Origin of the sequence: Arthrobacter psychrochitiniphilus (assembly GCF_003185915.1) — a bacterium.
Classification (GTDB): Bacteria; Actinomycetota; Actinomycetes; order Actinomycetales; family Micrococcaceae; genus Specibacter; species Specibacter psychrochitiniphilus.
On sequence record NZ_QHLZ01000001.1, the window covers coordinates 334017 to 348430 of the forward strand.

General features: G+C 59.3%; 9 protein-coding genes. 6 read left to right on the forward strand and 3 right to left on the reverse strand.

The genetic code is table 11. From position 1 onward, the window contains the following. Positions 1 to 131 precede the first annotated feature (131 nt). From CVS29_RS01485 to CVS29_RS01505, 5 genes are all read left to right on the forward strand, one after another. Positions 132 to 947, forward strand: a complete 816-nt coding sequence (locus CVS29_RS01485) for a purine-nucleoside phosphorylase (RefSeq protein ID WP_110104556.1) — start codon at positions 132 to 134, stop codon at positions 945 to 947. 33 nt (positions 948 to 980) lie between these two features. Continuing rightward, positions 981 to 2897: a phospho-sugar mutase gene (locus CVS29_RS01490; RefSeq protein WP_373366673.1), complete on the forward strand. Its 1917-nt coding sequence runs from the start codon at positions 981 to 983 to the stop codon at positions 2895 to 2897. Between the two features lie 99 nt (positions 2898 to 2996). Beyond that, positions 2997 to 3701 (forward strand): deoxyribose-phosphate aldolase, encoded by a 705-nt coding sequence (gene deoC, locus CVS29_RS01495; protein WP_110104557.1) that lies wholly within the window; start codon positions 2997 to 2999, stop codon positions 3699 to 3701. An 85-nt stretch (positions 3702 to 3786) separates the two neighbouring features. After that, complete coding sequence (locus CVS29_RS01500; RefSeq protein ID WP_110104558.1) at positions 3787 to 4011, forward strand: hypothetical protein; 225 nt, start codon at positions 3787 to 3789, stop codon at positions 4009 to 4011. A gap of 552 nt (positions 4012 to 4563) precedes the next feature. After that, a complete protein-coding gene (locus tag CVS29_RS01505; RefSeq protein ID WP_110104559.1) occupies positions 4564 to 5772 on the forward strand; it encodes a polysaccharide deacetylase family protein in 1209 nt (402 codons plus the stop codon). A gap of 80 nt (positions 5773 to 5852) precedes the next feature. Here CVS29_RS01505 and CVS29_RS01510 read toward each other — a convergent pair whose 3' ends face one another. Further along, positions 5853 to 8003: an acyltransferase family protein gene (locus tag CVS29_RS01510; RefSeq protein WP_110104560.1), complete on the reverse strand. Its 2151-nt coding sequence runs from the start codon at positions 8001 to 8003 to the stop codon at positions 5853 to 5855. Positions 8004 to 8282: 279 nt separating this feature from the next. After that, positions 8283 to 11939: a transcription-repair coupling factor gene (gene mfd / locus CVS29_RS01515; protein WP_110104561.1), complete on the reverse strand. Its 3657-nt coding sequence runs from the start codon at positions 11937 to 11939 to the stop codon at positions 8283 to 8285. A gap of 178 nt (positions 11940 to 12117) precedes the next feature. On the opposite strand from mfd, the gene CVS29_RS01520 reads away from it, so the two are divergent. Next, positions 12118 to 12618 (forward strand): DUF2505 domain-containing protein, encoded by a 501-nt coding sequence (locus CVS29_RS01520; RefSeq protein WP_110104562.1) that lies wholly within the window; start codon positions 12118 to 12120, stop codon positions 12616 to 12618. A 68-nt stretch (positions 12619 to 12686) separates the two neighbouring features. Here CVS29_RS01520 and CVS29_RS01525 read toward each other — a convergent pair whose 3' ends face one another. Then, positions 12687 to 14252 (reverse strand): chitinase, encoded by a 1566-nt coding sequence (locus CVS29_RS01525; protein ID WP_110104563.1) that lies wholly within the window; start codon positions 14250 to 14252, stop codon positions 12687 to 12689. Positions 14253 to 14414: the final 162 nt, after the last annotated feature.

A 14414-nucleotide genomic window follows, 5' to 3' on the forward strand; every position in this document is an offset into this window, starting at 1 on the left:
ACTTTGCCCCGATTAAGTGGTGCAACACACAGTGCGGAACGTGTCCCTTCCGCCGCTAGAACTTCTGACAGTGTTATGCGGCTGAGGTGTTGTGCAGGACGTTGGCGCGCCTCTGCGGCTATGTTTGATGCATGAATCCTTCACAGACTTCCGGCTCCCCCGCACTTTTAGCTGCCGAGGCGGCCCACTACATTGCCCGCGCAACGGGTGTCCCCCAGCATGATGTGGCTGTGGTGCTCGGTTCCGGGTGGGGCGGTGCGGCGAATCTCATTGGTGAGGTCACCGCAACCGTTGATGCCGCAGAGGTCCCCGGCTTCCACGCCCCCTCAGTTCCCGGGCATGTGGCCACCCTGAGCTCCATCCGCACCCCTGATGGCAAGAACGTGCTCATCCTGGGCGCCCGCACGCACTTTTATGAGGGCAAGGGTGTGCGTGCCGTGGTGCATGGCATCCGCACGGCGGCTGCCACCGGCGCCAAAACCGTGGTGCTGACCAATGGTTGCGGCGGTCTGAACCCGGACTGGACCCCCGGTACTCCGGTGCTCATCAGCGATCACATCAACTTGACGGCGTCCTCCCCGCTGGAGGGTGCCACGTTCGTTGACCTCACGGACCTGTACTCCGCCCGGCTGCGTGCCCTGGCACGGGAGGTGGACCCGTCCTTGTCCGAAGGCGTCTACGCCCAGTTCACGGGCCCGCACTACGAGACCCCGGCAGAAGTGCAGTACGCCAAGCGGATTGGCGCCGATCTGGTGGGCATGTCCACCGCGTTGGAAGCTATTGCCGCCCGAGCCGCCGGCATGGAGGTGTTTGGCATCTCCTTGGTGACTAATCTTGCCGCTGGCATTAGCTCCCAGCCGCTCTCACATGAGGAAGTTTTGGAAGCCGGGGCCGCTGCCGGGCCGCGTATTTCGGCACTTTTGGCCGCCATCATTGCCAAGCTCTAGGGCAAAAGCTGTGGGTGCGGTTACATTTGGGGTGTGAGACACGCACAGGAAAGCCCCACAGAGTCCTCGGCAGCCAATGAGCTAGCCGCCCTGCAGGCAGCTGCCCAGCAATGGGCAGCGCATGATCCCGACGCCGGAACAGCCGCGCAACTGCAGTCCTTAATCAATGATCCCAACGGGGCGGCCGAGCTGGCGGACAGCTTCGATGGCAACCTCCAGTTCGGCACGGCCGGGCTGCGCGCCACCATGGGTCCGGGCCCCAACCGGATGAACCGGATGGTGGTGCGCCGCGCAGCCGCAGGAGTTGCCGCCCACCTGCTGGCCCTGGCAGAGCAGCCCTTAGAAACCGGGCAGCACACCGAAATGAAGCAGTCCTTAGAGGCTGGGCATCCCACGCAGGAGATGGACAGCGCTGTCGCCTCCCCCGCGACCAATCCCCCCGAAGCCAGCCAAACCGCCGCCGTCACTAGCCCCTACCGGCCGCGGGCGGTGGTGGGCTTTGACGCCCGCTACAACTCGCGTGATTTTGCCCAGGAAACCGCAGCGATCTTTACCGCAGCAGGCATTGAGACCTTTATTCTGCCAACACCCCTGCCAACCCCCGTTCTGGCCTATGCCGTCCGGGCGCTGGAGTGTGATGCCGGGATCATGGTCACGGCCAGCCACAACCCGGCCCAGGACAATGGCTACAAGGTGTATCTGGGTGGGCGTGCGGTGGTTCCAGAGGCCCGCGGCGTCCAAATCGTGGCACCTCATGATGCCTTGATTGCCACGCAGATCAGCCACGTCTCAGACACCGCCTCTTTTGGCGACACCTCCGGGATTGCCATGGCTGAGGGTGGCTGGAACGTGCTTGGTGAGGACTTTGTTGACGGCTACCGAGCGGCTGTTGCTGGGTTGGCTGATCCCGCCACGTTCCCGGCACGTCAATTGCGCATTGTGCACACCTCCATGCACGGTGTGGGTGATGAGATGGCACGCGCTGTCTTCGCCTCGGCAGGGTTCACGGACCTTCACACCGTCCCCGAACAAGCAGCCCCTAATCCGGACTTCCCCACAGTTTCCTTCCCCAACCCAGAGGAGGAAGGGGCCATGGACATGGCCTTCGCCTTGGCGAAGGAAGTGGGCGCAGACCTTGTGATAGCCAATGACCCGGACGCGGACAGGGTGGCCGTGGGCGCCCTTGATCCGGCCACCGGAGAATGGCACCAATTCCATGGCGATCAGGTAGGCGCCTTGCTCGGCAGCCACCTGGTGTCAAGAGGTGGCCGTCTGCAGGCAACTCAGAGCGGTGCGGGGGCTCCCGTCTACGCAAACTCGATAGTTTCTTCGAGGCTGTTGGCCAAGATTGCCGCTACTGCCGGGTATGAGCATGTGCGGACCCTGACGGGCTTCAAGTGGATTTCCCGCGTTCCGGGGCTGGGCTTCGGCTACGAGGAGGCACTGGGGTACTGCGTGGCCCCGGAGCTGGTCAGAGATAAGGACGGCATTTCCGCTGGGCTGCTGATTGCTGAAATGGCAGCCGGGCTCAAGGCTGTTGGACGGACACTTTTTGATGTTCTGGACATTCTTGCGTTAGCTCACGGGCTCCACGCGAGTACCCAGATCAGCATCAGGGTAGAAGATCCCGCCGGCATCAAGAACATGATGGCCACCTTGCGGGAGCAACCGCCAACGGTGCTCGATGGCTCTGCCGTGATAGAGCTTACCGATCTGGCCCAGGGCTCGGCAGATCTTCCCGCCACGGACGGTCTGGCTTATCTGACGGAGAATGACACCCGCGTCATCGTCCGCCCCAGCGGCACCGAGCCCAAGCTCAAATGCTATTTGGAAGTGGTGGTTCCCGTCTCCGGGCACCACAAACTCCAGCCGGCCAGGGAAGAAGCGCAACGTGCACTGGCCACCGTGGTCCAAGAGATCAAAGGTGCGCTGGGACTTGCGGACCTCTAACACCAGCTACCACAGCATCTGCCACAGCGGCGCGCCTGATTACCGCGCGCCGCTGTGGCAGGATAGTCAAACACAATTGCCCATGGGAGGATTGCCAGCATGACATCCAACAGCCCTTTCCCCGCCGAATCCGGCGACGAACTTGCTCGCTACATTGACCACACACTCTTGGCTCCTGACGCCAGCCAGGCAGACGTTCTGCGGCTGTGTAAAGAAGCCGCTGAATACCACTTCAAAGCCGTTTGCATCAACCCCGTGTGGGTAGAAACAGCCAAGAAGGCCTTGCTGGGCACGGGTGTGCTGACGTGCACCGTGGTGGGTTTCCCGCTCGGCACCCACAACACCGATGTGAAGGTTTTTGAGGCCCGCGGCGCCACCATGGACGGTGCAGATGAGGTGGACATGGTGATTAATATCGCCTCCGCCCGCGCACTGGACAAGGCGGCTCTGGTCTCGGATATTTCCGCCGTGGCCGAGGTGGTCCATGAGGGCGATTCACTGCTGAAGGTCATCATCGAGACGGCTATGCTCAGCGATGACGAGAAGGTTCTGGCCTGCCAGGCAGCACTCGAAGCCGGCGCAGATTTTGTGAAGACCTCCACCGGCTTCAATGGCGGCGGCGCAACCACCCAAGATGTTGCCCTGATGCGCAAAACCGTGGGTTCAGAGATGGGCGTGAAGGCCTCAGGTGGCGTTCGAACACGTGAAAAGGCCCTGGAAATGATTGAAGCTGGTGCCACCCGCATTGGTACCAGCTCAGGTATTGCCATCGTCACCGGCGCTGTGGGCACCAGCTCTTACTAATTCGTACTAAGATCGTGGGTAGATCATCAGCGCCGGCACCCCGGTGCACCCACTCAGCTCCCCGGTCTCGGGGTCAGGAGGAACCGTGTCCAACAACGCTTACCGCGGCGAAAATAGCCTGGTGCAGTCCGTCGTTCTGTTCGTCATTTTCTTTGCCTTGTTCCTTGGCGGCATCTTTGCCTTCTCCTACTGGAGCCTTGAGAGCTTTGCGCACGCCTTTGTGCCGGCTGGCGTTGGCATTGGCCTGTGCGCGCTGGCCATCTTTGTCCCCGTGACCATCATGGGCCGCTCGGACTCCGCAGGAGAATAACTAGCTCCGCACCATCGATATTCTAAATAGGGTCATTCGCAGCTGAGATTGTCAGATGCGAATGACCCTATTTGTTTTAAGGCTGGGTCCTTTGCCTGTGCCTTTCCATTCTGTACGTTGACACAGGACGGTCAGCGGGAGAACCTTGTGGACCACCACGGTTTGGCCTTCCTTTGGCGCATACGTGGCACCCAGCAGTCGGGAGTCGATTCGGGCTACCGGGGGCTTCGTGATGTGTCCATGGAGCTGCATGCGCGGCTCACCAACCAAGTACCCAACTTCATGCCTTGATGACAACACTTTTTCATCCACTTAACCGGTAGTCCCTATTGGGCTCGGCATACCTCTCGTCTAACAGTCGGGCATCCCCGGCACTCGCGATCTACCGCGTGTCCCTTCGCTGCAGCTACAGGCTCGCTCAAGGCCAACGCTCTCGTTAACATACGCTGCATTTGACTCAACATCTGTAGCGCTTCCTCCTGCCTAAGACTCATAGCTGCGAGCTAGCGGTCGGGGGCACTTGCTGCCACGATTGGGAAGGGCGTAAAGCCAGTGCAGCGGCTCACCGATACAGGGCGTGGCGCGATTGTCTTGCCCATGGATGACGCCTACGCCGCTATGCGCACAGGCACAAACTGGATGAACGCACGCGGTCAGAACGGCACATTCTACATCACTCCGGGCCTTATGAATGACGTCTCAACGATCAAGATCGTTGACCAGGATCTTATCGACTTCCACAATGCGGGCCATGAAATTGCCGCGCACTCCAAGACGCACGCGAACATGTCACTGATCACTGCCGCCGAGCGCACCGTGGAATACGACTACCCCAAGACATACCTTGAAAACCTGATCGGCGCTGGCACGGTTACGACGTGGGCCTACCCGTTTGGAACTGGCTCCAGCGGCCGCAACCTCGCCTGTGACCAGCAGCTCTATCTCGGGTACGACCGCTGGCTCGACATGGCCATGACAACTAACTCTGTGGTCTACCCGCGCTACAGCGACACGCCGCCTCTGCTTATCAACCGCCTCGCATGGAGCGCGACTAACCAGGCGCAGATTCTTACACTCGTGCGCAAGGCCGCAACGTCCGCCGTAGTTGTCCCAATCCTTTTCCACAACCTGGACACTGCTGTGAATCCAACGCGAGCGAACGTTCTGGAAATGCTGGACCTAGCGGTGGCGCTTGGCGTGCCTTTGATTACGACGCAAGAAGCGTTCCCGGCCTCTCGTTCACTACTCAATCCAGGGTTTGAAAACGGGCTAGACGGTGTCGACCCCACCGGCCGGCATGCCATCACAGCCGCCAACGGGAAATGCAGCGTCGTCACCGACACGCCAGCGCCCGAGTATCAGGGAACCAAAGCATTGGAACTCTCCACGACAGACAACGCCGGCTACGCCTACATTCGCCAGCAGGTGCAATTCTTACCCGGCAGGCAGGACACCTTCAGCGGACAATGCAAGGCGGTGTCCGTCAGCAATGCAGGAAACCTCATTGCCGACAAGGCATTTGTTCGCATCCAGTCACTGGACTACGGGCAAGCTGTCATCGCCGGACTTGACGTGAAGATGACACCCGCACTCGGCAAGGACATTGGCGCGGGGTGGAAGAAGTTCACGCTCGACTTCACAGCAGGACAAAGCACCAAGACAGTCAACGTTGACGTGGGACTGCAAGCCACCGTTGGCGGTGCCGTAATCCGGTTCGACCACCTGTGGTTCGAACCAAAATACCTTGGCGACCTCGGATGATCCTGGTGTGATGGCATAACAGCACAAGGCATGGCCCCTCATCTTGAACAGGATGAGGGGCCAGCGATTAATTCAGACAGTTACTTAAGAATCGAAGTGAGCTCGGCCTGCAGCAATGGCGCGAGTTTGGTTGCGTATTCCTCAGTCAGATGCGTGGCGTCGCGCCGAACGATAGTTCCATCTATGAATAGGGGGCATAACTGATCCACGGAACAGAACCATGACCGATTGTCGATGTAGTGGTCACCGACAATTTTCGACACGCGCTGGTCCGCTTCGGCATAGGATTTCCAGGTTGACGTGATCCGAGAACTGCAATCATTAGGTGTCGAAATACGTGTGAAACACGCGTTAGGGTCCTTGCCAGTGGGTGGTGGCGCAAGTGTCACCACCTTGCCTGCTCCCTCAATCCAGCCCGTCCGCGCCGTCGTAGCGGCCCGATTCCATTCAGAAACAGCGGCATCGCCTGTGGCTCCTGAGGCTAACTTTAGGTTGTATAGATTGCTGACAATGACGAGTGCCGGCTTCGCTTCCTTGATGGCCGAGGAAACGATCGCTTTGTGCCCTGGACATGCACGTGTGATGCTATCGTCCGCAGCAACCGTGGCTGCATCCAAGAACGGACATCCCACGTACGTCATCGACTTAACCGTCCAGCCTTGGGGCTCCAATGCCGCCCTAATTGTTGGCAACCATGCAGCCCCCATGGAATCACCGACAACGACTGCTAGTTTCTCAGGATCAAGCAAAGCAAGGGAGCAGTCCTTTCCTCGCGGTGTTGCCGGGGCGCACCCTTCGGAGTCGTCCTTCTCGAATCCCTCTGAACCAAGATCGTCAACACTGGGCTTGAGGGCTGGCCAAACACTTGCCTGTAAAGCAGCCGAGACCTTGGCCTGAATTGCACCTTCCGGGGTAGCTGGCGCGTCGGGCACCTCAGCCCTTGACGTCACCTGAGCTACACCGGCGCCAAAGTATACGTGGTCAGTGGGGGCTGCCTTAATAAGAGCAACTCCTGACACGCCAATCGCAGCGACGGCAAGCAGGGCCAAGCCAAGAACCTGAGTCTTTACCGTCAACTGGAAGGGCACTTTCGCACGCTGATTGCGACCACGCGGCTCTAGCCACTGGGAATGTCGCAGCGGATCTTCAACAAAGTGGTACGAAGCAACTGAGAGCATCAGGATAACGCCAAGTGCCACGAGATAGCCAAGGGGGCCCATGGAGGGTGCTATGACAGCGCCAAATACGATCACGGGGAAGTGCCAGAGGTACAGAGAGTATGAAATGTCACCAATATATAGCGACACGGGATTAGTTAGTGGCAACATGTAGCGCTGGCTGCCTATACCGCCGGCGATAACCATGGCCGTAGCGACGACGGGCAGTAGCGCTCCAGGGGCGGGGAATGCCGTGGCTGGAGTAATGACAAATAATGAAGCGATAATACCAAGAAGGCCCGCCCACTGTATTGCTGGCCGAATGACAGCCGGGATCCTCGCCAGCTGTGGAGCGAGCACCGCGACGAAGGCGCCGATGCCGAGCTCCCAGGCTCGTGAGAATGTTGAGAAGTAGGCCACCGTGGGCGCGTTGGAGGTTTCTCCAAATGCGAAGGCCAGGGATGCCGCGGCAACTGCAATAAGAACAACACCAAGGACTCGCCGAGCCATGGTCGCGGACCATGAAAAACGGCCGGCCAAGAAGCCTAGAACTGCAACGAGTATCAACGGCCAAATAAGATAGAACTGTTCCTCAACGGACAGCGACCAGTAGTGCTGAAGCGGTGATACTGGGCCGTCAGCTTGCATATAGTCGGTGCCGGTGGCTGCGAATCGCCAGTTGGCCGCGAAAAGCGATGACGCTATCCCATCCCAAAGAATCGATCGTGCCCGCCCTCCCGCGAATAGGTACCACGAGGCGACGGTAGTGACCGTCAGAACGACCAAGGCTACTGGCATGATTCGACGAACACGACGGCGATAGAAATCCGCAAAGGAAATACGGCCACTCTTGTCATGTTCTCGGAGCAAAAGCCCTGTGATAATGAAGCCCGAGATTACAAAGAACACATCTACGCCGACGAAACCGCCTAGTGGGTACCCGAAGAGGTGGTCGGCGATCACAGCTACAACTGCCAGTGCACGAAGGCCTTGAATGTCGGGACGAAACGATGACACCTTTTTTTGACCTGGCTGTTCTGGTTCAGCCCTAATCGAGCGCGTTAAAAGCGCCATTAAATCCCCCCATATTGTGTCAATTATTTGCCAATTCTACGGGATGCATAAATCCGGTTATGTACTCTGCCCGCCTATACCCCTGAAACGTCTGCTGTCTAGCTGAGGCTCCCGAGTCGAGGAAACTGTAATGCGGTCAAATACCGAAAAAATTATCATCACTGAAAAGCCTCCTGCGAGCTCCGCATTACAGATCGTGAGAAAAATCCCAACTACTAAAGAAAGTTGAGGAACAGACACTTTCTCAATAGATTTCAGACTCTTAGGAACCAGGTGCCGCTAGGGTGAGGACAAAGTCTCCGGCGTTACCTCAAAGATCGCCTCAAGGACGCCCTCCGCCCACCTCAACACCTCAGCATCGGCCAGGTCCCGGCCACCGATCCTGGCGGTCTTCGGCTTCGGGATCAGCACCGAGTTCAGCGCTGGCTTCACCATGGCGCCCGGATACATGCGGGTCAGGCGCATCTGCTTTGACTCCGGCAGATCTGCGGGGGCAAACTTAATGAAGTTCCCTTGCAGCGCCACATCTGAGAGGCCGGCGGCACGGGCCAACACCTTAAAGTGTGCCACTGCAATCAAGTTCACGGCAGCCGGTGGTAGTTCACCGTAACGGTCAATGAGCTCTTCTTGAACCTCGTTGATGGCTGCCACCGTGACGGCGGCGGCCAACTTGCGATAGGCCTCCAGGCGGAGCCGCTCCCCCGGGACGTAGTCGTGCGGCAGGTGCGCGTTGACGGGCAACTCAATCTTCATCTCGGCTGCACGCTCTTCACCCTCGCCGCGAAAATCTGCCACAGCCTCGCCCACCAGGCGGATGTACAAGTCGAAGCCAACACCTTGGATGTGCCCCGACTGTTCCCCGCCCAGCAGGTTTCCGGCGCCGCGAATCTCCAGGTCCTTCATGGCCAGGGCCATGCCAGCACCGAGTTCGTTGTGTGCCGCAACCGCCTTCAAACGTTCCAGCGCAACTTCGCCGAGGGGCTTATCGGCCGGGTACAGGAAGTAGGCGTAGGCACGTTCACGGCCGCGGCCCACCCGCCCCCGCAGCTGGTGCAGCTGTGAGAGGCCGTAGTTGTTGGCCTGCTCCACAATCAGCGTGTTGGCGTTGGAGATATCCAAGCCTGTCTCAATGATGGTGGTGCACACCAACACGTCAAAGCGCTTCTCCCAGAAGTCCACAATGATTTGCTCCAGCCGGGACTCGGACATCTGCCCGTGCGCCACAGCCACGCGGGCGTCAGGCACTAGCTGTTGGATGTGCGCAGCGGTGCGCTCAATTGATTTAACCCGGTTGTGCACATAAAAGACCTGGCCCTCGCGCATGAGCTCACGGCGGATCGCGGCACCCACCTGCTTGTCACTGTGCGCACCCACGTAGGTCAGCACGGGGTGACGCTCCTCAGGCGGGGTGGCCAGGGTGGAGGTTTCACGGATCCCTGTCATGGACATTTCCAGTGTGCGTGGGATGGGTGTGGCGCTCATGGCCAGCACGTCCACGTTGGTGCGCATCTTCTTCAACGCTTCCTTGTGCTCCACACCGAAGCGCTGTTCCTCATCAACAATGACTAGGCCCAGGTCCTTGAACGCAAAATCTTTGGAGAGTAGCCGGTGCGTGCCGATGACCACGTCCACGGAACCATTCTTTACACCCTCAACAATCTCCTTGGACTCCTTCGCGCTCTGGAAGCGTGAGAGCGGAGCCACCCTTATAGGGAAGCCGGAAAAACGTTCGTTGAATGTTTCGTAGTGCTGCTGCGCCAACAGCGTTGTGGGCACTAAAATGGCTACCTGTTTGCCGTCCTGCACCGCTTTGAAGGCGGCACGGACCGCGATCTCGGTCTTTCCGTAGCCCACATCTCCGGAGATCAGCCGGTCCATGGGGACTTCCTTTTCCATGTCCGCCTTGACCTCGTTGATGGCCACCAGCTGGTCGGGTGTCTCAACGTAAGGGAAGGCCTCCTCCAGCTCGGCCTGCCACGGGGTGTCTGGGCCGAAGGCGTGCCCGCGGCTGGCCATGCGCGCCGAATACAGCCGGATCAGCTCCCCAGCAATTTCCTTGACGGCTTTGCGTGCCTTGGACTTCGTGGCGGCCCAGTCAGAGCCACCCATCTTCGACAGCGCCGGCCCATCCCCGCCCACATAGGCGGTCACTTGGTCCAGCTGGTCGGTAGGTACAAATAGCCTGTCCCCCGGAGCACCGCGTTTGGAAGGGGCATATTCAAGCACCAGGTACTCGCGCAGCCCGGCCGCACCGCCAACACCTGCCCCGGCAACCTTGCGCTGGATCAGCTCCACGAACTTGCCCACACCGTGCTGCTCGTGAACCACATAGTCCCCGGCCTCCAGCTGGAGCGGGTCAACTGCGTTGCGCCGCTTGGAGGGCATTTTGCGCATGTCCCGGGTAGAGACCGCGGAAGCACGCCCCAACAGGTCTGCCTCGGTTAGCAGGCCCATTTTTAGGGAGTCCAGAACAAATCCGCGCCCTGTGTCCGCGGTGGTCACTTCAATGATTCCCGGCTGCGGTTCGGCGTCTAGGGATTCCACGCGTGAAGCCGGGATGTTGGCTTCGTGGAATAGCTCGGCCAGGCGCTGTGCTGGGCCGGGGCCCTGGGTGGCCACCACAATCCGCCACTGGTTCTTGACCCGGGAGCCAATGAACTCCATCATCTCCGCCACATCCCCCCGGTAACCACGGGGTTCGCGAGCGTGCAGGTTCAGCACATCGGTACTGACCTCTAGCTCCTCATCCTGAGCCAGAGAGCCTAAGGTCCACCAGCTCAGACCGTGCCTGAGGGCTCCTTCGCGGGTTTGCGCCAGCGATTTAAAGCCTGCAGAGGCTAGATCCACACCGCCGGCGCCCCCGCTGGCCTGGCTCAGATCTAGTGGGGCGTTGCCGCCTTCGGAGGCCGTGGACCAGGCTGCTTCCAAGAATTCCTCGTTGGTGGATTCCAGATCATGGGCCCTGGCACTGACTTTTTCAGGATCCAAAACTACTGCGATGGATGCTGGCGGCAACAGTGAGGACAAGGGCACCATTGCATCAACGAGGGCCGGGGCCAGTGATTCCATGCCTTCCACTGCAATGCCGCCGGCAATCTTTTCCAGCATGGCCGCGGCTCCCGGCATGGCGTCCTTGAGCTTGGCCGCACGGCTCATGACAGTGGGGGTGATGAGAATTTCCCGGCAGGGAGGTGCGTAGAGTTCGCCCGGGTGTGTGATCCCGCTGCTGGATGTCAGGGTACGTTGGTCGGCGATGCTGAACCAACGCATGGATTCAACCTCGTCGCCAAAGAACTCCACACGGATCGGGTGGTTGTCAGTGGGTGGGAAAACATCGATGATGCCGCCGCGCACGGCAAATTCTCCACGGCGCGTGACCATGTCAACCCGTGCATAGGCCGCCTCTGACAGAGATTTGATGAGGGTGTTGAAGGGAATTTCGTCCCCCACTTTGACCCGCACCGGAACCAGTTCACCCAGTCCGGCCACCAGCGGCTGGACAACAGCACGGATGGGAGCCACCACCACGCGCAGGTGCTCACCGGAATCGTGCTCGGGATGAGCCAGGCGGCGCAGGACTGAAAGCCGGCGGCCCACAGTGTCCGAACGTGGTGAGAGGCGCTCGTGCGGGAGGGTTTCCCAGCTGGGGAATTCGGCCACAGCCGCATCTGGAAGGTAGGAGCGTAGAGCGGCAACTGTGTCCTCCGCCTCCCGGCCTGTGGCAGTAACGGCAAGGACAATGCCGGGTCGTTCGGCAGAGGAGGAACTGGCGGCCAAACCATCGGCAACCTCAGCCAGGAGCACCGCGCGCATGCCAGCGGGAGCACTGAAGGCCAGGTCACTGCTGCGTGTGGCGGGGTTGGCAGCCGAATAGCTGCGTACCCGGGAGAAGAGTGGATCGGCTAATAGTGCGGTCCGCAACCCTGCAAGGCTCATGCGTGGTGTTCTCCTTGGTGCTTGACCATAAGTGGCCGAAAAAATCGATTATTCACCGTGCCGGGACAGCACGAAGGCCCGAAATCTATGAACGCCTCGGGGACCTTATCCAGCTTACTCGCTAGCGGCCTTGCTATCCTAGGAGCTGCCCCAAACACCCCCTTATCTTGGAGGAACCATGGCGCTTGCCGCCTCAACAACACTTGCTGCCACAGCTCAGAAAGTGACGGAGGTCTTCACCAACGAAGCCTTCATCCAACATGTCAGCGAAACCGTGGGAGGGGAATTGAAGTCCTTCACCATCAGCGGCCCCACCACTGCTGCGTTCACAACGCAAACTGTGCGCACCTTGCCCACCACCCGAATGCCTGACTTGGTTCAGAAGTTTGTCGGTGAATGGCTGACCGTGACGCAGGATGAGTCCTGGAGCGCACCGGCGCCGGATGGTTCACGTACCAACACCATCAAGTTATCCGTGGCCAAGGCGCCGGTGGATGTTTCAGCTGTGCAGAAACTTAGCGTGAACGGCGAATCCACGCTGGTAGAGCTTACTGGTGAGGTGAAGTCGAGCGTCCCGTTCCTTGGCGCGAAAATCGTGTCTGCCGCCGAGCCGGTGATTGGCCGGGCTTTGAACTTGCAGGCCACGCTGGCGCAGGAATGGATTACCACACACAGCTAGCGACGGCTGGTCTAACACAGCGAAAGGGCGTCCCCAAGTATCGGGACGCCCTTTCGCTGTGTTAGACCTTATTTACCATCCGGGGTGGCCAGGATCTGCGCCACCTGAGCGTTGGAGAACAACTTCCACGCTGCCGAGGGCGATCCCTGCAGGGAAGCTAGCGGGCTTTCTTCGCGATTCCACCATTTGGCCTCGAATATACGGCCATCAAACATCACTCGGTCCCCTTGGTCATATACCTTCGCAGCACTCCACAGCGGATAGGTTCCTGCCGGCGCAGTCACTTGCGGGGCCGGCTTGTCCCCGGGAAGTACAGGACCAATAAGCTGCCACGGAGTCAGCCCGTCCGTTGCCACTGGGTTATCAGGCACGTCTCCCTGCGTCCACCATTTAGCCATGTAGACGTTGCCGTTGAGAACAATCCTGTCTCCTTCTACATAGACTGCCAGATCGCTCCAGATCGGATAAGGACTCGTTGCGGGATTATCCGTGGGAAAGGTGGACTGAACGGTGGGTTGTGCCGGTGCACTGGTGGCAGATTGCGTAGGCAGAACGCTTAACCCTTCACCCAGCACAGTTGAGAACAATTTGCCCTTCTGGTCAATGCCGCTGCACCCGTCGGAAACCCGAGTCAGGTCAGGGTAGTTGGGGCCACAGGTGGCATCCCGGTTCAAGGACCACATGGAGACTCGGCCAACGCCTTTCGCCACAGCGAAATCATGGAGACCTACGGCATCCTGCAAAGTGAAAATCTCACCAGCAACATCGTTTTGGCCAATCATTGGGGTGAGCCCAATTTTCCGCCACAACCAATCGGCGCCAAAATCTTGTCCGTCGGCCTTATAAAGTGCCCCGAGCTGCGCATGAGTCGCCGTGGCAGCCGCCGTAGAAGCTTCTAACATAGTGCTTCCTGCCGCCTTGCTTCCACCGTAATCCATAGTCATGATGTTGACGCCCGCAAGGTCAACCTTTGCATCCAGCATGGCAGCAACTGCCGAGGTCCCCTCAGCGGTCAGCCCGGTGGGAGCAACTGGGAGTGTCAGCCACACTGACAGCGGATGCTTTGCAGCAAGTCGTTGCGACTGCAGCGCAGCAATTGCTGTGGCTCGTCGCTTGAGGGCAGCGGTATCGGATAGACCTGGGCCTTCTAAATCAAGGTCAATCGCGGAAAGTTCATAGCGTTCCACCACGGAGGCGTAGGCTGCCTGCAGTTCCGCAACATCCGTACAGCGCACGGCAAGCTCATCATTAGCTTGGCCACCAAACGAGACGGACACGGAACCACCTTGCTGGAGTAGGCGTGCAATACGCCGATCCACGTCCAGTTCTTGCCCGGCGGCATCCATGGAGTAGAAAGTTCCCCAACTTGGCTCGCACGCTTTGTCCTTGGACGAGACAATAAAGGACAAAACAACGGAATCAGCAGACTCGGAGACCGGTTTTTCAAAACTGTATGACGGGGTTGCCGTAACATCCACGTAACCGCTGAACATAGCAGGCTCTGCCGAAGCAGCCCTAGCATCGTTATACCTGCCCAACGCAACGTAGCCCGCCCCCGCGAGCAACGCCACTACGGCAATAAAAGCCGTCAGCCGGAACCAGGAGAGCTTGCGCCCAGGAAAGCGTTGAGACACTAGAACCCCATTCACTGCGTTGCTATCAGAGACCGCTGCCGCTAGAAGCGGCCAGACTGTATTATCCTAAGCATACTGATCAACATCCGTCGTCCGGTCTCACTCGGTCAAAGGGCGGCCGTTTATAATATGCGTGAATCCACGCATATTTTCTTTGCATGA

What these genes read in the sequence shown, in the direction of transcription:
- CVS29_RS01520 (WP_110104562.1), top strand. Translation starts at nt 12,118, where the DNA reads ATGGCGCTTGCCGCCTCAACAACACTTGCTGCCACAGCTCAGAAAGTG.
- CVS29_RS01485 (WP_110104556.1), top strand. Translation starts at nt 132, where the DNA reads ATGAATCCTTCACAGACTTCCGGCTCCCCCGCACTTTTAGCTGCCGAG.
- deoC (WP_110104557.1), top strand. Translation starts at nt 2,997, where the DNA reads ATGACATCCAACAGCCCTTTCCCCGCCGAATCCGGCGACGAACTTGCT.
- CVS29_RS01510 (WP_110104560.1), bottom strand. Translation starts at nt 8,003, where the DNA reads ATGGCGCTTTTAACGCGCTCGATTAGGGCTGAACCAGAACAGCCAGGT.
- mfd (WP_110104561.1), bottom strand. Translation starts at nt 11,939, where the DNA reads ATGAGCCTTGCAGGGTTGCGGACCGCACTATTAGCCGATCCACTCTTC.